This is a genomic window from Pseudomonas sp. EA_5y_Pfl2_R50, from assembly GCF_963970475.1.
Taxonomy (GTDB): domain Bacteria; phylum Pseudomonadota; class Gammaproteobacteria; order Pseudomonadales; family Pseudomonadaceae; genus Aquipseudomonas.
Window position 1 is genome coordinate 67199 of the sequence record NZ_CAXAPT010000017.1, and the last position, 21798, is coordinate 88996.

The 21798-nt window shown below is 59.8% G+C and carries 22 protein-coding genes and 1 riboswitch; of the genes, 13 read left to right on the forward strand and 9 right to left on the reverse strand.

Annotated features, from left to right (window positions below):
- The first annotated feature begins 75 nt into the window (after positions 1–75).
- The 3 genes from AACY19_RS24270 (at position 76) to AACY19_RS24280 (ending at position 1659) form a co-directional block, all read left to right on the forward strand.
- Positions 76–633, forward strand: a complete 558-nt coding sequence (locus AACY19_RS24270; protein WP_339454121.1) for a hypoxanthine-guanine phosphoribosyltransferase — start codon at positions 76–78, stop codon at positions 631–633.
- 194 nt (positions 634–827) lie between these two features.
- Positions 828–1307 carry a hypothetical protein gene (locus AACY19_RS24275; protein ID WP_339454122.1) on the forward strand — a complete coding sequence of 160 codons (480 nt, stop codon included), beginning with the start codon at positions 828–830 and terminating at the stop codon, positions 1305–1307.
- 64 nt (positions 1308–1371) lie between these two features.
- Positions 1372–1659, forward strand: a complete 288-nt coding sequence (locus AACY19_RS24280; protein ID WP_339454123.1) for a PA4642 family protein — start codon at positions 1372–1374, stop codon at positions 1657–1659.
- A 230-nt stretch (positions 1660–1889) separates the two neighbouring features.
- Here the strand turns inward: AACY19_RS24280 and mqo are convergent, their stop codons facing one another.
- Positions 1890–3398, reverse strand: a complete 1509-nt coding sequence (mqo, locus tag AACY19_RS24285; protein ID WP_339454124.1) for a malate dehydrogenase (quinone) — start codon at positions 3396–3398, stop codon at positions 1890–1892.
- Between the two features lie 707 nt (positions 3399–4105).
- Positions 4106–4339, reverse strand: coding sequence for a hypothetical protein (locus AACY19_RS24290; protein WP_339454125.1), 234 nt, complete (start codon positions 4337–4339; stop codon positions 4106–4108).
- Between the two features lie 204 nt (positions 4340–4543).
- Here AACY19_RS24290 and AACY19_RS24295 point away from each other — a divergent pair, with 204 nt between their 5' ends.
- Complete coding sequence (locus tag AACY19_RS24295) at positions 4544–5128, forward strand: YajG family lipoprotein (RefSeq protein ID WP_339454126.1); 585 nt, start codon at positions 4544–4546, stop codon at positions 5126–5128.
- Between the two features lie 120 nt (positions 5129–5248).
- On the opposite strand, the gene AACY19_RS24300 is transcribed toward AACY19_RS24295, so the two are convergent.
- On the reverse strand, positions 5249–5455 hold the full coding sequence (locus tag AACY19_RS24300; RefSeq protein ID WP_008083982.1) for a hypothetical protein: 207 nt from the start codon (positions 5453–5455) through the stop codon (positions 5249–5251).
- 192 nt (positions 5456–5647) lie between these two features.
- Between AACY19_RS24300 and AACY19_RS24305 the strand changes: the two genes are divergently transcribed.
- Positions 5648–5926, forward strand: a complete 279-nt coding sequence (locus AACY19_RS24305) for a hypothetical protein (RefSeq protein WP_339454127.1) — start codon at positions 5648–5650, stop codon at positions 5924–5926.
- 60 nt (positions 5927–5986) lie between these two features.
- On the opposite strand, the gene AACY19_RS24310 is transcribed toward AACY19_RS24305, so the two are convergent.
- The gene (locus tag AACY19_RS24310) at positions 5987–7150 is read right to left on the reverse strand and encodes a 1-acyl-sn-glycerol-3-phosphate acyltransferase (RefSeq protein ID WP_339454128.1); all 1164 of its coding nucleotides are present in this window, start codon (positions 7148–7150) and stop codon (positions 5987–5989) included.
- A gap of 142 nt (positions 7151–7292) precedes the next feature.
- Between AACY19_RS24310 and AACY19_RS24315 the strand changes: the two genes are divergently transcribed.
- The 3 genes from AACY19_RS24315 to AACY19_RS24325 are packed head-to-tail and all read left to right on the forward strand — an operon-like array spanning position 7293 to position 8407.
- Entirely contained in the window at positions 7293–7475 is a 183-nt protein-coding gene (locus tag AACY19_RS24315) for a CPXCG motif-containing cysteine-rich protein (protein WP_020799766.1), read from the forward strand.
- Positions 7476–7486: 11 nt separating this feature from the next.
- The gene (locus AACY19_RS24320; protein ID WP_339454129.1) at positions 7487–7747 is read left to right on the forward strand and encodes a putative signal transducing protein; all 261 of its coding nucleotides are present in this window, start codon (positions 7487–7489) and stop codon (positions 7745–7747) included.
- Between the two features lie 36 nt (positions 7748–7783).
- On the forward strand, positions 7784–8407 hold the full coding sequence (locus tag AACY19_RS24325) for an SOS response-associated peptidase (protein WP_339454130.1): 624 nt from the start codon (positions 7784–7786) through the stop codon (positions 8405–8407).
- Between the two features lie 206 nt (positions 8408–8613).
- On the opposite strand, the gene AACY19_RS24330 is transcribed toward AACY19_RS24325, so the two are convergent.
- Positions 8614–10755 (reverse strand): methyl-accepting chemotaxis protein, encoded by a 2142-nt coding sequence (locus tag AACY19_RS24330; RefSeq protein ID WP_339454131.1) that lies wholly within the window; start codon positions 10753–10755, stop codon positions 8614–8616.
- A 263-nt stretch (positions 10756–11018) separates the two neighbouring features.
- Here AACY19_RS24330 and AACY19_RS24335 point away from each other — a divergent pair, with 263 nt between their 5' ends.
- Positions 11019–11837: a M48 family metallopeptidase gene (locus tag AACY19_RS24335; protein WP_339454132.1), complete on the forward strand. Its 819-nt coding sequence runs from the start codon at positions 11019–11021 to the stop codon at positions 11835–11837.
- Positions 11838–11986: 149 nt separating this feature from the next.
- On the opposite strand, the gene AACY19_RS24340 is transcribed toward AACY19_RS24335, so the two are convergent.
- The 3 genes from AACY19_RS24340 to AACY19_RS24350 form a co-directional block, all read right to left on the reverse strand.
- Entirely contained in the window at positions 11987–12571 is a 585-nt protein-coding gene (locus tag AACY19_RS24340) for a TMEM165/GDT1 family protein (RefSeq protein WP_262151865.1), read from the reverse strand.
- A gap of 87 nt (positions 12572–12658) precedes the next feature.
- Positions 12659–12783: riboswitch (yybP-ykoY riboswitch) on the reverse strand.
- 39 nt (positions 12784–12822) lie between these two features.
- Positions 12823–13821 (reverse strand): class I SAM-dependent methyltransferase, encoded by a 999-nt coding sequence (locus AACY19_RS24345; protein WP_102901153.1) that lies wholly within the window; start codon positions 13819–13821, stop codon positions 12823–12825.
- Between the two features lie 31 nt (positions 13822–13852).
- Positions 13853–14818, reverse strand: a complete 966-nt coding sequence (locus AACY19_RS24350; protein ID WP_339454133.1) for a 2-hydroxyacid dehydrogenase — start codon at positions 14816–14818, stop codon at positions 13853–13855.
- Positions 14819–15055: 237 nt separating this feature from the next.
- On the opposite strand from AACY19_RS24350, the gene AACY19_RS24355 reads away from it, so the two are divergent.
- A complete protein-coding gene (locus tag AACY19_RS24355) occupies positions 15056–15685 on the forward strand; it encodes a LysE family translocator (protein ID WP_339454134.1) in 630 nt (209 codons plus the stop codon).
- Positions 15686–15709: 24 nt separating this feature from the next.
- On the opposite strand, the gene AACY19_RS24360 is transcribed toward AACY19_RS24355, so the two are convergent.
- Positions 15710–16474 (reverse strand): AraC family transcriptional regulator, encoded by a 765-nt coding sequence (locus AACY19_RS24360; RefSeq protein WP_339454142.1) that lies wholly within the window; start codon positions 16472–16474, stop codon positions 15710–15712.
- Positions 16475–16559: 85 nt separating this feature from the next.
- Here AACY19_RS24360 and AACY19_RS24365 point away from each other — a divergent pair, with 85 nt between their 5' ends.
- The 3 genes from AACY19_RS24365 (at position 16560) to AACY19_RS24375 (ending at position 21798) form a co-directional block, all read left to right on the forward strand.
- Positions 16560–17744 (forward strand): MFS transporter, encoded by a 1185-nt coding sequence (locus AACY19_RS24365; protein ID WP_339454135.1) that lies wholly within the window; start codon positions 16560–16562, stop codon positions 17742–17744.
- 146 nt (positions 17745–17890) lie between these two features.
- Positions 17891–19573 (forward strand): fatty acid--CoA ligase, encoded by a 1683-nt coding sequence (locus AACY19_RS24370; protein ID WP_339454136.1) that lies wholly within the window; start codon positions 17891–17893, stop codon positions 19571–19573.
- Between the two features lie 335 nt (positions 19574–19908).
- A complete protein-coding gene (locus AACY19_RS24375) occupies positions 19909–21798 on the forward strand; it encodes a DUF1302 domain-containing protein (protein ID WP_339454137.1) in 1890 nt (629 codons plus the stop codon).

Here is a 21798-nt window from a genome sequence, read left to right on the forward strand (position 1 = left end):
TAAAGGCTTGATTCGGCCTCGATGGATGCGTACCTTTGCCCGCTTTTCCGAAAACATCCCCCCCTGGAGAGCGCCATGTCCGCTGATCTCGAGCATATCCGTCAAATCATGCGAGAGGCTGACTGCCTGTACACCGAATCTGAAGTCGAGGCCGCCATCGCCCGCGTCGGTGCACAAATCAACGAACAACTGGCTGAAAGCAACCCGGTGGTGTTCTGCGTGATGAACGGCGGCCTGATCTTCTCCGGCAAACTGCTGACCCATCTGCAGTTCCCGCTGGAAGCGTCCTACCTGCACGCGACCCGTTATCGCAACGAAACCAGCGGCGGCGACCTGTTCTGGAAAGCCAAGCCGGAAGTCTCGTTCATCGACCGCGACGTGCTGATCATCGACGACATCCTCGATGAAGGTCACACCCTCGGCGCGATCATCGACTTCTGCAAACACGCCGGCGCGCGCAAAGTGCACACAGCCGTGTTGATCGACAAGGATCACGACCGCAAGGCGCGTCCTGACCTGAAAGCCGACTTCGTCGGCCTGCCGTGCATCGACCGCTACATCTTCGGTTATGGCATGGACTACAAAGGCTACTGGCGCAACGCCAACGGGATTTTTGCCGTTAAAGGCATGTAATCCAAGCCTGGATCTAAATGTGGGAGCGGGCTTGCTCGCGAAAGCGATCTTTCACTCAGCATAAGTGTTGAATGTGAAATTGCCTTCGTCGGAACGCCGCCCGGAGCAAGTCCGCTCCCACAGTAGTTTTGTGTGTGCTGATCCATCCGCGATACCCATGCTAGAGTGCTTGGCCCCGCCCTCCGGAGCCTGTCATGCGCCTCTTGATCCGCAGCTTTGCCGCCCTGTTGCTGAGCCTCAGCCTGCCTCTTGCCGCCGCGCCGATGCACAGCCAGTTCCTGCCGCCTGACGACCTGACCGTGCGCGATGCCGAGCCCGAGCAGCAGCAACTCATGCAGGTAACTGACTATTCCGTGGTCGTCGGCGCGCAACGCCAGTCCAATCAACAGCCGATTCCGGTGACGTCAGCGCTGATGATCCGCCTCAAGGGCAAATCCCTGAACAAAGGCGCGACGATCACTCAGGTGCTGGTCAATTTCGATGGCGAAAGCAAAAGCCTGAAAAAGCCGGTCTACGACGACAAGGGCAAAACTCTCACGCTGTTCTACCCCTTGGCTCAGTATCGCGTGGTGATCGATCTGCTGCGCCACGACACCGTGTATGTGCAATTCCTCAGCTACGCCAACGGCCATATCTGGGCGGATTTGCACACCGGGACCGTTCGATCGCGTTGAGCCCTGAGCCTGCGCAGGGGTAAACTGCCCGCCCCCGTGTAATGTCTGCGAGCTGGAGTCGGCAATGCGTAAAGATAAGAAACAAGTGATTGGTGACGAGATCGGCGATGAGCAGATCAAGCTGTTCCTCGATTTTGAACCGGTCGATGCCACTTCGCCGTCCCTGCACAAACTGATCAAGGCTTACCGTGGTCTGCGCATTGATGACTTCGAACGCTTCCTGACGTTCTTCGTCGCGGCCGGTTACGACGTCGATGGCAAGGACGAGCACGGCAAGACTTTCGTTGATCTGATCGCGGATCAGCGCAATGCCCCGGACTACATCGAACTGATCGAGAAGTCCCGTACCTGACATTTGGCTGAACACATTCTTGCCAGATTTGGTGGTGTTGGCTTTGGACCTTTCGCGAGCAAGCCCGCTCCCACATTTGATCTCTGTTGCCAGGCTGGAGATTGACTGTGGGAGCGGGCTTGCTCGCGAAAGCGATGGCACTTACACCATGGGTTGTGTGGCTGACGGTTTGTCCGCATAAAAAAACGCCCCGCACTCATCGAGTACGGGGCGTTTTTTATGGCGCGGTATCAAGCGTAGCTTGGCGTCTCGCTGTTTTCTTCAACCAGTTCCAGCGCGATGTTGTTCTGCGTGTTGATCTTGCGATACAGCGCAGCATCGGTTTCCAGAACCTTTTCACGGGCCGGGAAGATTTCCGCCAGTTTGCTGGCCCACTCGCCTTTGGCCTTGGCCGGGAAGCACTTCTCGATCAGTTCCAGCATGATCGAAACGGTCACCGAGGCACCCGGCGAAGCACCGAGCAGGGCGGCGAGGGAACCGTCCCTGGCCGCAACCAGTTCGGTACCGAACTGCAGGATGCCGCCCTTTTTCGGGTCTTTCTTGATGATCTGCACCCGTTGGCCGGCCACTTCCAGGCGCCAGTCTTCGGCTTTCGCCTCAGGGTAGAAGCGGCGCAGGGAATCCAGACGCTGCTCCATCGATTGCATCACTTCGCTGACCAGGTACTTGGTCAGGTCCATGTTGTTTTTCGCCACGGCCAGCATCGGCCCGATGTTACCGGCGCGAACCGACAGCGGCAGGTCCATGAAGGAGCCGTGCTTGAGGAACTTGGTGGTGAAACCGGCGTATGGCCCGAACAGCAGGGACTTCTTGCCATCGACTACGCGGGTGTCCAGGTGCGGCACCGACATCGGTGGCGAACCGACAGCGGCCTGGCTGTACACCTTGGCCTGGTGCTGCTTGACCACTTCCGGGTTGTCGCAACGCAGCCACTGGCCGCTGATCGGGAAGCCGCCGAAGCCTTTGCTTTCCTCGATGCCCGAGGCCTGCAGCAATGGCAATGCCGCGCCGCCCGCGCCGAGGAAGACGAATTTGGCGTCGACTTCACGGGTGTTGCCGTTGTTGACGTCCTTGATGCTGACGGTCCAGCCGGCACCGTTACGCTTGAGGCCGGTCACGCGCTTGCAATATTTGACTTGAGTGTCCGGCGCGCTGGTCAGGTGCTTGAGCAACTGATTGGTCAGGGCGCCGAAGTTGACGTCGGTGCCGTTCATCACGCGGGTCGCGGCGAGGACTTCGTCCGGTGAGCGGCCCGGCATCATCAGCGGCATCCACTCGGCCATCTTGGCCTTGTCTTCGGTGTACTCCATATCGGAGAACGCGTGATGCTTGTGCAGCACGTCGAAACGTTCCTTGAGGAAGGAAACGCCTTTGTCGCCCTGGACGAAGCTCAGGTGCGGCACCGGGCTGATGAAGGATTTGCACGAGCCGAAGGTGCCTTTTTTGGTCAGGTACGACCAGAACTGCTTCGACACTTCGAACTGGGTGTTGATGTGCACGGCTTTCTTGATGTCGACGGTGCCATCGGCAGCCTGCGGCGTGTAATTCAGCTCGCACAGGCCAGCGTGGCCGGTACCGGCGTTGTTCCAGGGGTTGGAACTCTCTGCGGCACCGGAATCCATCAGCTCGACGACTTCCAGCTTGATCGCGGGGTCGAGCTCTTTGAGCAGCACGGCAAGGGTGGCACTCATGATGCCGGCCCCAACCAGAACTACGTCGACTGCTTCGTTATGCGCCATTTAACGCGTCTCCAAAATCTGCAGCACCAAATTGTCGGCATGGCTGCCAGGCGTTCCGGGACAGGTCAGTAATGTCCGGGCTATCCGTGGTCAGGTTCGCCATGTCCGAATCTTCGCAATTTTTCGCAACTTCGACGGATGTATGCGGCCTGGCTTCAAGAGCTCCATGAACTCATTTCAGCACGCTGCTGGCAATTCGACTTATGGTCGAGACATCCGTTTTTGTGCAACCAAATCCGTAGCGGACAGGCTTCAGGCTCCGATATTCGAGGTATACCCGGTCCTGTGTCGTTGGGCTGTTTCAGACGCTAATGGTGCATGTTCAGACGCAAAACTTTTCATTTGCTCGCCACACTCTTGTGAAGTTGTGAAAACCCGTTTTTTTCACGCTCTTTTGAAGACGTGAACCTCAAAAAGGGCTGTCACAGCAGGGCACCGTGCCCGAAGGGGCAAAACAACGCGGTGGCCGAGCGTCATGACAGCTCTGCAGATTCGCGAAAAGCGGGTTTTTGCCGGAAGAACAGGCAAGCGCGCCAACTTCACTCGATCTGTGTGGGCGGCTCTCTGTGGGCGATTTTGGGTGTCGATGCATGCGCATTGACGCTGTTGCGGGGCCCGATCAGGAGACGTCCTTATAATCGGGGGGAGATTGTATCGAAGAAATGCGCGGTGTTGCTCGTGTTTAATGACTTTTATTAGGCATCCGGTCAGATGCTCAACATCGCCTGTGCCCGTGCACGGGGCTGCGACGTGATGACGCGGGCGCTGGCGGGCAGCGGCTGGTGCAACCAGTTGAGGCGGATTTCTTCGATTTCGACCCAACCGTCGCCCATTGGCTGCAGGCTGCACTGTTTGAAAGCCTGGCAGTGGCCGTTGCGGTCGAGCAGGGCAAAGCTGCGGTGCAGCGGGCGTGGAGCGAACAACGAGATCAGATAACGCATGATTGAGTACCTTGTGGGGGACTGAGTACAAGGTTGCCAACACGTCGTGACGTGAACGTGTATGGCGGGTGAATAATCTGTGACAGGAACCGCTATCCCACGGCTGTGTCAGACATTTCAGTATTCATTGTGTGACGCTGGTTCCACGCAGTGGCCCACCGCTATACTGCCGGCCTGTTTGTGCCTGATTCTGGAGAGAAGAGCATGTTGCAACGCCTGTTGTTCGGTTTGATCACTGTGGCCGGTTTGACCTTGGCCGGCTGCGCCCATAGCCCGCAACAACTGAGTCCGGAGCCGAAGCTGAACACCCAGCTGGCTGCGGTCGGTCGTGGCCAGCCAGTCGTCGTTCGCGTGGTCGACGGTCGTCCGTCGCCAACCCTGGGCACCCGTGGCGGCCTGTACCCGGAAACCAGCGCCATTACCGTGCAGCGCGAACAAATCCTGCCGAAGCTGCAGGCTCAGGCTGAAGCCGCCGTGCGTCTGCTCGGTTTCACTCCGACCAACAATGCACCGAACGCGCCACAGCTGACCGTGACCCTGGCCGAGCTGAAATACCAGTCGCCGAAAGAAGGCATGTACGTGACCGAAGCCACCATCGGCGCGACTTTCCGCTCCGACGTGCAGAATGCCAACCGCCGTTACAGCGGCCGTTACGGCGCTTCGCTGGACCAGCGCTTCGGCATGGCGCCGAACCAGGAAACCAACACCAAACTGGTCAGCGACGTGTTGAGCGATGCGTTGACGCGCCTGTTCAAGGACCCGACCGTGGGGCAGGTGCTCGCCGAGTAAGCTTCTCGGCAGATGCAAAAAAGCCCGGTGCCAGTGATGGTTTCGGGCTTTTTTGTGGGTGTCAGGTTCGGGTTTTTTGGCGTATGGGAAATTGATCCCGCTCAGGGTGCTTTTGCTTTTTCAGGCAGCCTGCGAGTAGAAATCGAGAACGCTGACGCCCGTCAGCAAATCCGTCTCGGGCAAATCCGCATGTTGATGGCCGCCGAGGGCGCAATACACCAGCCAATGGCGGTCCTGCACATTGAAGGCGAGGCTGCCGACGAGACTTTGTTGTTCGTCGTAAGGCGTGATGAGGTAGAGACGATCCTGATTTTCAGCGTGAAGCATGTCGCGTTCCCTGTGTGTTCGAGGCGCGCAGGGTGGCCTATCCACATGACGGAGCCGTGACACAGGACAGCCATCGGTCGATTGTCAGTTAATTTGTCGTAAAGGATGCGGCAGAGCGGTCTGGTTTCGGTAGAATTCGCGCCGCAGTCGTCGGTCTGGCGCCTGCCATACCGGTTTTGATTGAGGTCTGTGATGTCACTGCACTTGATGACGCTGTTTACCGCCCATCCCGCCAAATTGATCAACCTGCTGGCGCTGCTTCTGGCGTTCCCGGGCAGTTGGCTGCTGCACGCGACCCGCCGCCGTGAGCAACGCGCGATGGCCAGCATCGCCGCGCAGCGCCAGGCACAGCCGAATGCCGAGCCATTGCTGGATTGGGCGACGCTGCGCATGAACCGGTTTTTCTATCGTTTCGGTTTTGCCTGTCTGGGCCTGGCACTGATCGTTTCCTGGATCAGCACGCGCTTCTAACGCTTCAGGCATAAAAAAACGGCGCCCGAGGGCGCCGTTTTTGCGTCTGGTGATCACCGGTTACAGCGGCAACCCGGCCTTCACGCGGTACTGATTGCGCACCGGCGTCGCATATTGCAGCACCAGATACGGACGGTGCTCTACAGGGCAGGCGTCCAGCCGGCTCTGCCACTCTTCCCGGGCCTTGGCCAGTTCGTCGGCCGGGAACACCTCGGCAGCCTTGGGTACGTTCAGTTGTGGATCAGCATCCGCCCACTGCGCATACGCCAGGTAATGCACCGGGAACAAGCGGTAACCGCCGAGAATCTGCTTGTCCATCTCCACCGCCAATTGCTTGGTGTCTTCGAACAGCTCAGTGATCGGCGCGGCAAAGTTCACGTGCACCCGGCCCTTGTAGCCGGTGATGCCCTTGGCGATACTCACGTCATCCTCGCCCGGTGCCTTGGCATAGGTGCCGGTGGTGGCGCGGATATACAGCTCGCGGGCCTTGGCCTGGTCGCACGGGTCATATTCGTAGCTGATCGACACCGGGGTGACGTTCAGCGACTGAATCACTTCACCAAACGGCTCGTCCTTGCGGCTCATGTGGAACATCTTGAGGATCGCCGATTCGGTGCGGTCATCGCCATCCTTCGCCCGTCCTTCAGCCTGAGCGATCCAGATCGAGGCGCAATCGTTGCGGATCGAGTGGTTGATGTACGCCGACAGCAGCTGATACGCAGCCATTTTCTCGCGACGACCGGTGATCGAACGGTGCACGATGAAGCTCTTGTTCAGGCGCATCAGGTCGCTGACAAACGGCTTCTGCAGCAGGTTGTCGCCAATTGCGATGCGCGGTGTCGGCAGGCCGGCGTGGTACACGGCGTAGTTGACGAAGGCCGGGTCCATCACGATATCGCGGTGGTTGGCGATGAACAGATAGGCGCTGCCGGACTTGAATTGCTCGACACCGGTGTAGGTCACGCCGTCGGTGGCGCGCTCGATGGTGTGGTCGACGTAGAACTCGACTTTGTCCTGCAAGGTGGCCACCGATGTCACGTCGGCGAACTCACGACGCAGCCGATGGGCTATAAGTGGTTTGAGCATCCAGCCGAAGGCACCGGCAAAACGCGGGAAGCGGAAGTGGGTGAGGATATCTAGAAACGCCTTGTCGCCGAGCAGTCGTGCCAGTACCGCAGGTACTTCGCTGTCGTCGTAAGGTCGGATGGCATCGAATTCGCCCATCATGCTCTCTTGTTGGAAACGGCTAGGGTAAGTAAAGGTTTTGATCGAAAACCCGCGGGGCACGGTCTGAAAAAGTAGCCAGACAAAAATAGCCCTGCAAATAGACCGGCGATTATACGCACAAGTCACTTGGGAGACCGCGATGCTGGAGAGCGCACTGTACGAATGTCCGTATTGTGGTGAAGAAGTTGAAACAACTGTGGATCTGTCCGGCGGCGATCAGACCTACATCGAGGACTGTCAGGTGTGTTGCCGGCCGATCACCTTCGTCCTGCAGGTCCACGGAGAGGATTGGTTTCTGGAAGTCTTCAGCGAGAACGAGTGAGAGGGGCGCCCATGCAGCGAATCTACGAGCCGGAAAACCTGATGGAAGGCGAGATGCTCAAGGGCATGCTCGCCAGCGAAGGTATCGAGGCGCACCTGGTTGGCCGTGATTTGCTGGGTGGCACTGGCGAGCTGCCGATCTTCGGTCTGTTGGGATTGTCGGTGGATAACGAACAGGCCGAGTACGCCCGCGAGCTGATCACTGCGTACAATGCCGCGCTGCCGCTGCCCGGTGATGAACCGGAGAGCTTTCCCGGGACGCTTGTCTGTTAGGCTGGCGTTGGTTTTATCTGAGAGTCGTGTTACCTCATGTGTGGACGTTATGCCCTGTTTCGCTGGAACCGCGACTTTGCGGCGCTGCCAGGTTTTCCTGCCGATCAACTGGCGCAGTGGAACATTTCCCCCAATGATTCGGTGTTGATGCTGCGTGCTGCCGAAGACGGTCAGCGTACATTGGCGCGTGCGCGCTGGGGGCTGACACCGCCGTGGCTGACCGACCTGTCGAAAACTCCGGCGCATGCCCGCGCAGAAACCGTGGCCGAGCAACCGATGTTTCGCGAAGCGCTGCGCCAGCGCCGCTGCCTGCTGCCGGCCAACGGGTTTTATGAATGGCGCGGCACCCAGCGCAAGCGGCCTTTCTGGCTAACGCCGGGGGAGGGCTCTTCGCTGTTTTTTGCGGCGATCTGGGAAGCGTATCCGGTGCAGGAGCAGGTCTGGCTGAGCACGGCGGTGATTACACAACCCGCGTCGAGTCAGCGCCGGCCGTTGATTCTCGATGAGGCGGGGCAGGCGGCGTGGCTCGATCCTGAGACGCCGTTGCATGTGTTGCAGGGCTTGCTCGCCAGCGAGCCTGCTGCGTTGCGCGAGCGGGTGTTGGCGAATCTGATCAATGATCCAAAGCTTAATGGACCGGAGTGTTTGACTCCGGGTTAAAGCCTGTAGATCAAAAGCCCCTCACCCTGGCCCTCGCCCGGAGGGAGAGGGGACTGATTGGGGGATATTGACGAAATACACCGAGTTGAGAGCTTTTCACCGAATCCATAATCGCCACGATTTTTCAGATCGATGTATGACGGTAGACAACGCGATCAGCTCCCTCTACCTCTGGGAGAGGGCTGGTGTGAGAGGCTGTTCGCTTTTCAGACCTTGAACTGATTGATCAACCGCCGCTGCTGCTCCGCCAGTTTGGTCAGGTCTGCGCTCGCTGAACTCGACTCATCCGCACCCCCCGCCACTTCATTCGCCACTTGCCCGATATTGATCACGTTGCGGTTGATGTCATCGGCCACCGCGCTCTGTTCTTCCGCCGCACTGGCAATCTGCGTGTTCATGTCGTTGATCACCGACACCGCCTGCGTAATCGTCTCCAGCGCCTCGGCTGCCTTCGCCGCGTGTTGCACGCTTTCGTCGGTGCGGTTCTGGCTGTCTTCCATGACCCGCACCACATCGCGGGTGCCTTGCTGCAGTTGCTGGATCATGGCCTGGATTTCTTCGGTGGCTTTCTGGGTTTTCTGTGCCAGATTGCGTACCTCGTCGGCCACCACGGCAAAGCCGCGACCCTGCTCGCCGGCACGCGCTGCTTCGATTGCCGCGTTGAGCGCCAGCAGGTTGGTCTGCTCGGCAATGCCGCGAATCGCTGTGAGGATCGCGTTGATGTTTTCGCTGTCCTTGGCCAGGGTCTGTACCACGTCCACCGCTTTGCCGATTTCCACCGCCAGCACGCCAATCGAGTTCGACGTGTCACGGACGATCTGCATGCCCTGACTGGCCGCCTGATCCGCATGGCTGGCCGCCTGCGCCGCCTGCGTCGCGTTGCGCGCCACGTCTTGTGCGGTGGCGGTCATTTCCTGCACCGCCGTGGCGACCTGATCAATCTCGGCCATTTGTTTCTGGATGCCGATGTTGGTGCGGATCGCGATGTCGGCGGTGTGTTCCGAGGAATCGCTGACGCTCTGCACTGACGTCACCACCTGCGTAATCATCGCCTGCAGCTTGGCGAGGAAGGTGTTGAAGCCCTTGGCAATCGAACCCAGTTCATCGCTGCGGTCGCTGGTCAAACGACGGGTCAGATCACCTTCACCTTGAGCGATGTCATTGAGCATGGCGACCATTTGCTTCAGCGGTCTGGCGATGCCGTGGCCGACCAGCCAGATCACCAGCAAGCCAATGCCGGCGATGATCAGGCCGACCATGGCCATGCCAAAGGTGTCGGATTTGCGCTGGGCCTCAAGATCGCCCTGCAGTTTTTGCAGGTCGGCCATCACCGCGTTGAGCGGCAATTGCAGCATCAGCGTCCAACGGGCGTCGGTCTGGCCGATGCCGAACGGCAGGTACAATTCGATGCGGCCCTTGTCCTTGTTGACCGAGTAAGTCACTTCACCGCGTTTGAGATTGGTGATGTTGGAGATCTGTTCGGCGTCGAGGATGTCGCTGACTTTTTCGCCGAATTTGCTCGGGTCCTGGGTGTAGGCCACGATGCGGCTATTGCCGCCGATCAGGGCCATTTGTCCGGCGCCGCCATAGAGCTTCTGGTTGGCCGCGAGGAGCATTTCCTGAATGAAGTTCACCGACAGGTCTGCGCCGACGATGCCCTGGAAGGCGCCGTTGAGCATGATCGGTTCGATAAAGGAGGCGAGCATGACGACCTTGTCGCCGACCTTGTACGGTGCCGGATCAATCACGCAGGCTTTCTTCGTTTCCTTCGAGCACAGGTAGTACTCGCTGGCGCGCACGCCGGTGGACAGGGTTTTCTGATCATCGACGTCGACCAGTTTATCGAGGCCGAGGGTGCCGTCGTCATTGCGGAACCACCACGGCAGGAAGCGCCCGTTGGCGGCGTCGATGCCGACCACGCTCGTGCCGACATAGGCCGCGTCATTGTGATCGAGGGCGTTTTTTTCCCAGCCGATGTAGGTACCGAGAATCTTCGGGTTCTTTTCGACGTTCTCTTTGATCAGGCTGATCAGTTGTTCGCGGCTGATGCTCAGGCGCGGCTGGCCGTCGGCGCCCGGCGTGCCGAGCAGGGCATTGACCCGCACCAGGCCGCCGGCAATCAGCAGCGGCGCTTCGAGTTCGCGCTGGATCTGGCTGACCTGGGTTTGTGCCAGCGAGGTCAGGCGTTGTTCGATGACTTGTTCGAACTGCGCCTGGGTGCGCTGTTGCACCATGTCTTGGGTACGTGCGCCGGAAAACAGTGCGTAGAGCACCAGCGCGGCCACCACGCTGAGCACGATAGCGCCGGCCAGGGCGGCGACGGAAAACTGGATCGACTTGAACTTCATGGGAGCTCCGCACGCAAGAGGACGTCTGCGGTCATGTATCGGCAGCCGGCATGGGGCCATGAGTGCAGGCAGTGGTAATTGAAAGCCGATGTCGCAAATGGATCAGTGTGCGACGTTGTGGCAGAGGCTTTGCCGGTCGGTGTGAATTTTTTACGACAGTCCTGGCGGGAAACGTCTGAAAGTCGCTGCAGCACGTCCGTTGTATCTGGCGCCGATACGATTACCCGCCTAGGATACGCGACAGGTTTTCAGGGAGCGTTTGAATGAACAAGACATTGGTTGTAAGTGCACTGAGCGCAGCGTTGTTGCTGGCCGGCTGTCAGTCGGTCAACACCACCAGCGGCGGAGCCGTGGGTGTGGAGCGCAAGCAGTACATGTTCAGCATGCTGTCCTCGCAAGAGGTCGACCAGATGTATGCGCAGTCCTATCAGAAGACTGTCGGTGAAGCCTCCAGCAAAGGTGTGCTGGACAAGACCAGTCCTGAGGCCAAGCGGGTTCAGGCAATTGCCAATCGTCTGATCGCCCAGGCACCGAATTTCCGTCCCGATGCCGCGCAATGGCAGTGGGAGGTCAATCTGATCAAGAGCGATGAGCTCAACGCCAACTGCGGCCCTGGTGGCAAGATCATTTTCTACACCGGGCTGATCGACAGCCTCAAACTCACCGACGATGAAATCGCTGCGGTCATGGGCCATGAAATCGCCCACGCCCTGCGCGAGCACGGTCGTGAAGCGATGTCCAAGGCTTACGGTGTTGAAATGGCCAAGCAGGGGGCGGGTGCGTTGCTCGGTCTGGGTCAGGACAGCCTGGCGCTGGCCGACACCGTGGCCAATTACGGCATGACCTTGCCAAACAGCCGCGCCAACGAAAACGAAGCCGATCTGATCGGTCTGGAACTGGCCGCGCGCGCCGGTTACAACCCGAACGCGGCGATCACCCTGTGGAACAAGATGAGCAAGGCGTCGGAAGGTTCGCCGCCGGAATTCATGAGCACCCACCCGGCCTCGGCCAGCCGGATCGCTTCGTTGCAGGCAGCGATTCCGAAAGTCATGCCGCTGTACGAACAAGCGCCGAAGTCCTGATGAGTTTGCAGCGAAGCTGCTGACCCCTTCGCGAGCAAGCCCGCTCCCACAGGTTCAGTGGTGTTCACATAATGTGTGATGACCGAATATCCCTGTGGGAGCGGGCTTGCTCGCGAAGAACGATGACGCGGTGTTACTGACCTACGCCATCAAACCCAGCCACTGCTCTGCATCGCCTTGTACACCGCGACAACGGCCAGGATCATGAATGCCGAAGCCGCGAGGCGACGGATCAAGGTCAGGGGAAGTTTCTCCGCCGCAAAATTACCCGCCAATACCACCGGCACGTTGGCAATCAGCATGCCCGCGGTCGTCCCGATGATCACCAGCCACAACTCCGGATACTGCGCCGCCAGCATCACCGTGGCGATCTGGGTCTTGTCACCGATTTCAGCGAGGAAGAACGCAATCAGCGTGGTCAGGAATGGCCCGAACTTGCGGGCGGTGCTGGCTTCATCGTCGTCCATCTTGTCCGGCACCAGTGTCCACAATGCGGTGGCGGCAAAGCTCGCGGCGAGAATCCAGTGAAGAACCGAGTCTGAGAAGAAACTGCCGAACCAGGCGCCTACCGCACCGGCTGCTGCGTGGTTGGCCAGGGTCGCGGCGACAATACCGGCAATGATCGGCCAGGGTTTGCGGAAGCGAGCGGCGAGAATCAGCGCGAGCAGTTGCGTCTTGTCGCCGATTTCGGCCAAGGCAACGATTGCGGTGGGAACGAGTAACGAGTCCAGCATCAGGATTTCCTAAGGGGCGGGTCGACACGGCTATGACACGTACAGCCTTCCCGCCCCGGGTAAGGTGTGCGTGTCATAGGTCTTGTCAAACCCTGCGATCCGTCTGCTGCGGACGCTTGGGTCGCATACGCCATGATCTGAGGATCAAGTATGTTGACGTATGCCGGACGAGCTTGGTGCTCGTGGGAGACTACTCCCCTAGGACGGAGCGGATTCTGCCTTCGCAAAACCGATAGGGCAAGAACAAATTTTCACCCGCGCTTGGCCCGGTAAATCCGGAAACCATTGCCCTCGGCCTTGATTGCGCACACACCGAGATGCTCCTCGATCAGTGGCTGATACTTCAGGAAGCTGTTCGCCACCAAGCGCAGTTCGCCGCCGTTTTTCAGATGTTTTGCTGCTTTTCGCAGCAAGTTCTCGGTAGCGAAATAATCGGTATGCACCCCGACATGGAACGGTGGGTTACTCAGAATCGCGTTCAAACCCATCGGCGCGGCATCGATACCGTCGCCGGTCAGTACCTCGGCTTCCAGACCGTTGGCCGCCAAGGTCAGACGGCTGCTGGCCGCGGCAAACGCATCGACGTCGAGCAACGTAACCTGATTGTGCGGATAGCGACGTTTGACCGCCGCGCCCAACACACCGGCGCCGCAACCGAAGTCGAGCAGGTGACCGCTCGGCAACTTGTCCAGATGCTCCAGCAGCAGGGCGCTACCGCGATCAAGACGACCGTGGCTGAACACGCCCGGCAGGCTGATGACTTTCAACGGGCCTTCAGCCAGTGGCAGTTCATAAGTCTGCGCCAGGCTTTCCAGGGATTTCGCCTCAGGGGCGTTGGCTACCGTCACTTGCCACAGCTGGCAATGGCGGGCGCTGTCGAGCTTGCGTGGCTTGCCGAACGGGTTGAGTTGCTTGGAGGCGCCTTCGATGCCGCTGCGCTTTTCCCCGACCAGAAACACTTCGCGTCCAGCCAGACGCGAAGCCACGGCGTTGAGGATGTAATCGGTCAGATCCTTGGACTTGGGCAGGAACACCACGGCGCTGTCGAACTCGCGCTCCGGGACATTCACGCCGAAATGGCTGCGGCCCTCGAAGCGGGCGTCCAGCGCGGCTTGATCGCCGGCATGCCAGCACCAGCCGAAGGCGTTGGGCAGGCGGCCGAGCAAATCGTCGGCAGGTAAACCGGCCAGCAACAACGAACCTTGAAACAACTCGGGCTGACGAAGCAGTACTTCACTGCGCGGGTCCATAACTGCTCCTCAAAAAAAGTGCCGCAGTTTATCAACTGACGACCCGCAGCGCCTTACCGCTGAAGAACGCCTGGGCGTTTTCGGTCAATTGACCGACGATACGCTGGCGGGCTTCGCGACTGCCCCAGGCGTTGTGCGGCGTGACGATCAGGCGCGGGATGTCGGCGGCCAGCAGCGGATTGCCCTGGGTCGGCGGTTCGACGCTCAACACATCGGTGGCCGCGCCGCCGAGGTGGCCATTGCGCAAGGCATCGGCCAGCGCCTGTTCATCGATCAGTCCGCCGCGCGCCGTGTTGACCACAAAGGCGCCGGGTTTCATCGACGCCAGTTCGCGGGCACCGATGAAATGACGGGTGTGTTCGTTGAGTGGGCAATGCAGGGTGAGGGCGTCGATCTGCGGCAACAATTCGTTCAACGGCAGACGATCCGGGCGGGCAGGGCGGCCGGGAATCTGCCCGAGCAGCACGTGCATGCCGAACGCTTCGGCCAGTCGCGCGACGGCACCACCGAGTTCGCCATGGCCGAGCAGCCCGAGGGTTTTACCTTCCAGTTCAACGATCGGATAGTCGAGCAGGCAGAACTGTCTGGCCTGCTGCCAGCGCCCTTCGCCGACAGCTTTCAGATAATCGGTCAGACGCGTGGCGAGGTTGAGCAACAGCATGATCGTGTGTTGCGCCACCGACGGCGTGCCGTAACCCTGACAGTTGCACACAGTGATGCCGCGCTCGCGGGCGGCGACGAGGTCGACGTTGTTGGTGCCGGTGGCGGTGATCAGGATCAGTTTCAGATCGGGGTTGGCAGCCATGGCGGCGGCGTCGATCAGAATCTTGTTGGAAATCGCCACGGCAGCGCCTTGCAGGCGTGCGGCGACTTGTTCGGGCAAGGTCTGGGCGAACAGTTGCAGGTCGCTGAAGCAGTCACGCAATGGACTGAGATCGAGATCGCCGAGATCCAGCGAAGGGTGATCAAGGAATACCGCGCGGCGCGTGTTCGTCATCAACTGTACCTTTTGTGCTGAGAGCGTAGGGCGTAATCTGCCGAGCCTACCAGATGAAACAAAACGTTACGCAGTGCCTGAGGTGCTCACCATGTGGAAGCGGGCTTGCTCGCGAAGGGGACGTGTCAGGCGAATGGAGGTTGCCTGACACACAGCATCCGCGAGCAAGCCCGCTCCCACAGGGAAAAGCATTCAGGCGATGCGTCCAATCTGACGAACGACCCCAGAGGAGCATCCATGTACTGGACCGAGTTCTTGACCGTTGCCCTGATCCACCTGCTGGCCGTCGCCAGTCCCGGGCCGGACTTTGCCGTGGTGGTGCGCGAGAGCGTGACCCACGGTCGTCGCGCCGGCACCTGGACGGCACTGGGTGTGGGGACGGCGATTTTCCTGCACGTTGGTTATTCGTTGCTGGGTATCGGCCTGATCGTGTCGCAATCGATTGTGCTGTTCAACGCCTTGAAATGGGCCGCTGCAGCGTATCTGTTGTACATCGGTTTCAAGGCGTTGCGTGCGCAACCGGCGAAAACCGTGACCGACGATCTGCATAAAGAGGCTGGCGTGCGTACCGCTCGCGGCGCGTTCACCTCGGGCTTCGTGACCAATGGTTTGAATCCGAAAGCCACGCTGTTCTTCCTGTCGTTGTTCACCGTGGTGATCAATCCGCACACGCCGCTGGCGATCCAGGCCGGGTACGGCGTTTATCTCGCCGTCGCGACCGCCGTCTGGTTTTGCCTGGTGGCGATGCTCTTCAGCCAGCAGCGCGTGCGTGCCGGTTTCGCCCGTATGGGGCATTGGTTCGACCGCACCATGGGCGCGGTGCTGATTGCTCTCGGCGTGAAAATCGCCTTCACCGAGATGCACTGATCGCAGAACCGCTCCCACAGGGCCCTAAACGAGTTCGCTGAGTTTGCTCAGGTTATTCAGGTAATCACGCGGATTTTCACCCAGCAAACGGCGAAACATCGCGCTGAACGCCCGCGCGCTGCCGTAACCCAGATCCCGCGCCACACGCTGCACGCTGTCCCCGGCGAGCAAGCGGGGCAGCGCCGCCATCAGGCGCAATTGCTGGCGCCAGGCGTTGAAGCTCATCTGTAATTGTTGCTGAAACAGCCGCGCCAATGTCCGTGAGCTGGCGCCGACCTGCTGCGCCCAGTCTTCCAGCGAGTTCGGGTGATCCGGGGTTTGCAACAGTGCCAGACATATGTTCTGCAGGCGCCGGTCAGTCGGCATCGGAATGTGCAGCGGCAGGTTTTCCAGGCTGGCCAGCTCTTCGAGCATCAGTTGCTGAATCAACGGATTGTCGGCGTGCGGCGGGCCTTGCACGGCGCGCAGGATCAACTCGCGCAACAACGGCGTCACGGCGAGCACGCAACACTGCTGAAGGCTGGCCGGTGACAACTCGGGAGCGATGAACAACGAGCGCATCTGCACGTCGCCACTCATGAAAATCTCGTGCGCCACCTCTGGCGGAATCCACACCGCACGACTGGGGGGAATCACCCACGCCCCCCGCTCTGTGACTACGCGCATGATCCCGCTGACGGCATACAACAACTGCGCCTCGCGATGCAGGTGCAACGGCTGGTGCGCGCCGTCCAGATAATCCCGGGGGTAGGCGCTCACCGGACCATGTTCGAAGTGGCTGATCAACATGTCGGATTCGATGACTTGTTTGGCAGGAATGCGCTTTTTCGCCAACTTAGCATAAGCGGCACACAACAACGTAAAGCGTGCCGCCATGAATCAATCGAGAAACGTCATCCGCTACATCAACGCCGCGCATGTGATCGATCACATGTTCATGCTGATTTTTCCCGCCGCCGTGCTCGGCATGACGCAGGCCTTTGGTCTCGACTATGCCGCGCTGATCGGGCTGTCACTGGGGGGCTTTATTGCCTTCGGTGCCTGCTCGCTACCCGCCGGTTGGCTGGGCGATCACTGGAGTCGTCGGCAGATGATGCTGGTGTTTTTCTTCGGCATCGGCGCTTCGGCAATTTTCACCGGCCTCAGCAACAGTCCGACCATGCTGGTGATCGGCCTGACCCTGATCGGCATTTTTGCCGCGATCTACCACCCGGTGGGCACGGCGATGCTGGTGGCTTATGCGCAAAACCGGGGCCGTGAAATCGGTATCAACGGCATGTGGGGCAATCTTGGCGTGGCGTTTTCGGCGCTGATCACTGGCTTGCTGGTGGCGCAGTTCGGCTGGCGTTCGGCATTTCTGTTACCGGGCGCGGTGGCGATTGTGTTGGGCGTCGGTTTCGCCGTGCAGGTGCGCGAAGAACCGATCCCGAAACGCCCGCACACGCCGCTCAAAGGCGTCGCCGGTCAGCGCATTTCGATGGTGATGGTGTTCGGCGTGCTGGCGTTGGCCACGGCCACCGGTGGTGTGGTGTTCAACGCCACCACGATGACCTATCCGAAATTGTTCCAAGAGCGTCTGCATGAGTTGTTTGCTTCGCCGCAAACCCTTGGCGTGGTGGTCAGCCTGGCTTATGCCTTTGGTGCGGTCGCGCAATTGAGCATTGGCCGGGTTTTGCATCGGCTCAGCCTGAAATGGCCGTTCATTGTTCTGACCCTTTGTCAGGCGCCACTGTTGTTTGCACTGGCTTACGCCGATGGTTGGGAGGTGATCGCCCTTGGTGCAGCGTTCATGTTTGTGGTGTTCGGTCAGGTCACGGTCAACGATGCGATGGTCGCCAACTTCGTCGCACCGCAATGGCAATCGCGGGTGTTTGCCTTGCGTTACTGCTTGTCGTTCGGCGCCAGTGCCACGGCGATTCCGCTGATTTCCTATGTCGAACCACGCCACGGGTTCGTAGGTCTTTACTTGATTCTCGCGGGTTTCGGCGCGCTGACCTTCCTCGCGGCGGTGGTTTTCCCACGCACGCCATCGGAAGCGGCCGTAGGGCAAACCGCCTGAACAGTGACAAAACCCGGCAAATGCTGGCGCAAAGCTAGCATTTGTACGGCTTTGCAAATCATTCCTTTGGCTGATTTGGCCGGCGTATAAGGGTTCTAGAGTACCGCTCTCTACGCCAACACCGTGCAGTCAGAAAAGGGATTCTTATGTTGCAGACTCGCGTCATTCCCCCGGCCGATGGGGCCTACCAGTATCCATTGCTGATCAAACGACTGCTGATGTCCGGCGCCCGTTACGAGAAAACCCGCGAGATCATCTACCGTGACCAGATACGCTACAGCTATCCGACCCTGATCGAGCGCGTCGCACGGCTGGCCAACGTGCTGACGGCAGCCGGTGTGAAGGCGGGTGACACCGTGGCGGTGATGGACTGGGACAGTCATCGTTACCTCGAATGCATGTTTGCCATTCCGATGATCGGTGCGGTGATCCACACCATCAACGTGCGTCTGTCGCCGGAACAGATCCTCTACACCATGAACCACGCCGAGGACCGCTTTGTGCTGGTCAACAGCGAGTTCGTCGGTTTGTATCAGGCGATTGCGCCGCACCTGACCACGGTCGAGAAAACCCTGCTGCTCAACGATCTGCCGGAAAAAACCGCCGAGCTGCCGAATCTGCTCGGCGAGTATGAGCAACTGCTGGCTGCTGCGAGCCCGCAATACGACTTCCAGGACTTCGACGAAAACTCGGTCGCCACCACGTTCTACACCACCGGCACCACCGGCAATCCGAAGGGCGTGTATTTCACCCACCGGCAACTGGTCCTGCACACCATGGGCGTGTCGACGATCATGGGTTCCATCGACAGCGTGCGCCTGCTCGGCACCAACGATGTGTACATGCCGATCACGCCGATGTTCCACGTTCACGCCTGGGGCCTGCCGTATGTGGCGACCATGCTCGGTCTCAAGCAGGTTTATCCGGGGCGCTACGACCCCGAGTTCCTCGTGGAGTTGTGGCGCAAGGAGAAGGTCACGTTTTCCCATTGCGTGCCGACCATCCTGCAAATGCTGCTGAACGCCAAAGGCGCGCAAGCCACCGATTTCGGCGGCTGGAAAATCGTCATCGGCGGTAGCGCGCTGAACCGCACGCTTTACGAAACCGCCAAGAGCAAGGGCATTCAACTGACGGCCGCTTACGGCATGTCGGAAACCGGGCCGCTGGTTTCCTGTGCGCATCTCAACGATGAATTGATGGCCGGCACTGAGGACGAGCGCACCACCTATCGGATCAAGGCCGGTGTCCCGGGGCCGCTGGTAGAGGCGGCGATCATCGACGGCGACGGCAACTTCCTGCCGGCCGACGGCGAGACTCAGGGCGAACTGGTGCTGCGCGCGCCGTGGCTCACCGAAGGTTATTTCAACGAACCACAGAAGGGCGCCGAACTCTGGGCCGGCGGCTGGCTGCATACCGGCGACGTGGCGACGCTCGACAGCATGGGCGTGATCGACATCCGCGACCGCATCAAGGACGTGATCAAGACCGGTGGCGAATGGATCTCCTCGCTGGACCTCGAAGACCTGATCAGCCGTCACGTAGCGGTACGCGAAGTAGCAGTGGTGGGCATCGCCGATCCGCAGTGGGGCGAGCGCCCGTTTGCCTTGCTGGTGATCCGCGAAGGGCACGTCATCGGGGCGCGCGAACTCAAGGAACACCTCAAGCCGTTCGTGGAATTGGGGCACCTGAGCAAGTGGGCGATTCCGAGTCAGATCGCCCTTGTTACCGAAATTCCCAAGACCAGTGTCGGCAAGCTCGACAAGAAGCGTATCCGCCTCGACATCACCGAATGGCAGGCCAACAACAGCACCTTCCTCTCGACACTTTGAGTGTCCCTGGCGCGCCGAAAACGGCGCGCCAGCCCCACCAAGCAAGCGCTTGGCTTGTGAAATCGAAAAAATCAGCCATCCTTGCCGTGCCGACATGTGTCGGACTGGCGAAAGGACTGTTCCAGAGTGGCCGGCAGCTGCAAATCACACTTTAGAGGGATCAAGCAGTACCACCTGCTGGCTATAGTCCGCTCAAGGATTTTTAAGAACGGAGCACACGCACTGATTGGGGCGAGCAACTTTGGAAGGATTTCGGACTGCCCTGACGTCCGGTCTTCCACAGCGTTTTTGAAAATACTCACTGCCATAACAATAATGCACATGGAGTAGCGTCGATGACCTCAGTAAACCAGTTCTGGCGCCGGGCGAAACTGCCTCTGGCGGTCAGTCTTGCCTCCTCGCTCGCCGGGCCTGCATTCGGCGTCAGTTTCAACGTCGGTGAAATCGAAGGCCAGGTCGACTCGTCCCTGTCGATTGGTGCCAGTTGGTCTACTCAGAGCCCGAACAAGAACCTCATCGGCGTCAACAACGGCGGCCACGGTCTGTCGCAGACGTCCGATGACGGTCACGCCAACTTCAAGAGCGGTGAAACCTTCTCGAAAATCTTCAAGGGCATCCATGACCTTGAACTGAAATACGGCGATACCGGCGTGTTCGTCCGTGGCAAATACTGGTACGACTTCGAGCTCAAGGACGAAAGCCGCCAGTTCAAGGACATCAGCGACAGCAACCGCAAGGAAGGCGCCAAGTCGTCCGGCGGGCAGATCCTCGACGCCTTCGTCTACCACAACTACTCGGTTGCCGATCAGCCGGGTTCCGTGCGTCTGGGCAAGCAGGTGGTGAGCTGGGGTGAAAGTACCTTCATCGGCAGCGGTATCAACTCGATCAACCCGATCGACGTCTCCGCGTTCCGTCGTCCGGGCGCCGAGATCAAGGAAGGCCTGATCCCGGTCAACATGTTCTACGTGTCCCAGAGCCTGACCGAGAACCTCTCGGCCGAAGCGTTCTATCAACTGGAATGGGACCAGACGGTCGTCGACAACTGCGGCACCTTCTTCTCGCAACCGGACATCATCGCCGACGGTTGCACCGACAATCTGCGCGTGTTGAACAAGCGTTCGCAAATCCCGGCCATCGCCCTCGGGCCATTGGCGGCGAATGGCGTCAACGTCAACGAGGAGGGCGTGCTGGTACGCCGTGGCGGCGACCGCGATGCCCGTGACAGCGGCCAGTGGGGCGCCTCGTTCAGGTACATGTACGAGCCGCTGGACACCGAGTTCGGTGCCTACTTCATGAATTATCACAGCCGTGCGCCGATCTTCAGCGCCACCGGTGCACCGCAATCGGTCTACAACACCGCGCGGGCGCTGCCGGGGCCATTTGCCGCACTCGGCCCGTTGCTGGTCGCGGGCAACTCGCAGTACTTCGTTGAATACCCTGAAGACATTCGTCTTTATGGCTTGAGCTTCTCGACCACCCTGCCTACCGGTACGGCGTGGAGCGGCGAGATCAGCTACCGTCCGAACGCGCCGGTACAGTTGAACTCCACCGACATCCTGTTCGCCGGTGTGCGTCCACTGGGCGGTGCGCTGACCAATGCTTCGCTGCTCAACGGCGTTCCGGGCCAGGACCTGCACGGCTATCGCCGCAAGGAAATCACCCAGCTGCAGACGACCCTGACGCACTTCTTCGATCAGGTCATGGGCGCCAGCCGTCTGACCCTCGTCGGTGAAGTCGGCGTGACTTACGTCGGTGGGCTGGAAAGCTCCTCTGACGTGCGCTATGGCCGTGACCCGGTCTACGGTCCGGGCGAACTGCCGGCCACCGGCACCGCCGACACCTGCGCCAATATCCTCAACGCCAGCACCATCAACGGTGCCGGTCCAGGATCGCCGCAGAACAACCGCAGCCGTAATTGCACCAACGAAGGTTTCACCACTTCGGCATCGTGGGGCTACCGCGGTCGCGCCATCTGGGAATACAACGACGTGTTTGCCGGCGTGAACCTCAAGCCGAACGTGGCCTGGTCCCATGACGTCAGCGGTTACTCGCCAGGCCCTGGCGGCAACTTCGAGGAAGGACGCAAGGCCGTCAGCCTCGGTGTCGACGCCGAATACCAGAACACCTACACCGCGAGCCTGGCCTACACCAATTTCTTTGACGGCAAGTACACCACCGTGGATGACCGCGACTTCGTGGCGCTCAGCTTCGGCGTGAACTTCTAA

Coding starts and splice junctions, on each gene's coding strand:
- AACY19_RS24365 (WP_339454135.1), top strand. CDS start 16,560: ATGAATCAATCGAGAAACGTCATCCGCTACATCAACGCCGCGCATGTG.
- AACY19_RS24300 (WP_008083982.1), bottom strand. CDS start 5,455: ATGCTTCACGCTGAAAATCAGGATCGTCTCTACCTCATCACGCCTTAC.
- AACY19_RS24325 (WP_339454130.1), top strand. CDS start 7,784: ATGTGTGGACGTTATGCCCTGTTTCGCTGGAACCGCGACTTTGCGGCG.
- AACY19_RS24355 (WP_339454134.1), top strand. CDS start 15,056: ATGTACTGGACCGAGTTCTTGACCGTTGCCCTGATCCACCTGCTGGCC.
- mqo (WP_339454124.1), bottom strand. CDS start 3,398: ATGGCGCATAACGAAGCAGTCGACGTAGTTCTGGTTGGGGCCGGCATC.
- AACY19_RS24305 (WP_339454127.1), top strand. CDS start 5,648: ATGTCACTGCACTTGATGACGCTGTTTACCGCCCATCCCGCCAAATTG.
- AACY19_RS24370 (WP_339454136.1), top strand. CDS start 17,891: ATGTTGCAGACTCGCGTCATTCCCCCGGCCGATGGGGCCTACCAGTAT.
- AACY19_RS24295 (WP_339454126.1), top strand. CDS start 4,544: ATGTTGCAACGCCTGTTGTTCGGTTTGATCACTGTGGCCGGTTTGACC.
- AACY19_RS24290 (WP_339454125.1), bottom strand. CDS start 4,339: ATGCGTTATCTGATCTCGTTGTTCGCTCCACGCCCGCTGCACCGCAGC.
- AACY19_RS24315 (WP_020799766.1), top strand. CDS start 7,293: ATGCTGGAGAGCGCACTGTACGAATGTCCGTATTGTGGTGAAGAAGTT.
- AACY19_RS24345 (WP_102901153.1), bottom strand. CDS start 13,821: ATGGACCCGCGCAGTGAAGTACTGCTTCGTCAGCCCGAGTTGTTTCAA.
- AACY19_RS24270 (WP_339454121.1), top strand. CDS start 76: ATGTCCGCTGATCTCGAGCATATCCGTCAAATCATGCGAGAGGCTGAC.
- AACY19_RS24275 (WP_339454122.1), top strand. CDS start 828: ATGCGCCTCTTGATCCGCAGCTTTGCCGCCCTGTTGCTGAGCCTCAGC.
- AACY19_RS24310 (WP_339454128.1), bottom strand. CDS start 7,150: ATGGGCGAATTCGATGCCATCCGACCTTACGACGACAGCGAAGTACCT.
- AACY19_RS24340 (WP_262151865.1), bottom strand. CDS start 12,571: ATGCTGGACTCGTTACTCGTTCCCACCGCAATCGTTGCCTTGGCCGAA.
- AACY19_RS24360 (WP_339454142.1), bottom strand. CDS start 16,474: ATGTTGATCAGCCACTTCGAACATGGTCCGGTGAGCGCCTACCCCCGG.
- AACY19_RS24375 (WP_339454137.1), top strand. CDS start 19,909: ATGACCTCAGTAAACCAGTTCTGGCGCCGGGCGAAACTGCCTCTGGCG.
- AACY19_RS24335 (WP_339454132.1), top strand. CDS start 11,019: ATGAACAAGACATTGGTTGTAAGTGCACTGAGCGCAGCGTTGTTGCTG.
- AACY19_RS24350 (WP_339454133.1), bottom strand. CDS start 14,818: ATGACGAACACGCGCCGCGCGGTATTCCTTGATCACCCTTCGCTGGAT.
- AACY19_RS24330 (WP_339454131.1), bottom strand. CDS start 10,755: ATGAAGTTCAAGTCGATCCAGTTTTCCGTCGCCGCCCTGGCCGGCGCT.
- AACY19_RS24320 (WP_339454129.1), top strand. CDS start 7,487: ATGCAGCGAATCTACGAGCCGGAAAACCTGATGGAAGGCGAGATGCTC.
- AACY19_RS24280 (WP_339454123.1), top strand. CDS start 1,372: ATGCGTAAAGATAAGAAACAAGTGATTGGTGACGAGATCGGCGATGAG.